Below are 260 nucleotides of genomic sequence, written 5' to 3'. Positions count from 1 at the left end.
GCGGCGCTGGGACCAAGGCCGAACACTACGAGGCCGGCGCCGGGCCACAAGATCTATCCCTATCTGCTGCGCAACATGACGATCGACCGGCCGAACCAGGTGTGGGCGGCCGACATCACGTATTTGCCCATCGGCCGTGGCTTTCTCTATCTCGTCGCCATCATCGGCTGGGCGAGCCGTGCGGTTCTGGCGTGGCGGTTGTCGAACACGATGGACGTCTCGTTCTGCGTGGCGGCGCTGGAAGAGGCGCTGGCGAAGTA

General features: G+C 64.6%; 1 protein-coding gene. It reads left to right on the top strand.

All coding sequences use genetic code 11. From position 1 onward, the window contains the following. Positions 1–260 (top strand): DDE-type integrase/transposase/recombinase (locus AC5ZGW_RS47930; protein ID WP_496114374.1); only part of this gene is annotated, 260 nt, incomplete at both ends.

It is taken from the genome of Bradyrhizobium sp. Crot121, from assembly GCF_059512385.1.
Note: the sequence above shows the minus strand (reverse complement) of the source record. Positions and strands in the feature narration are given on the sequence as shown.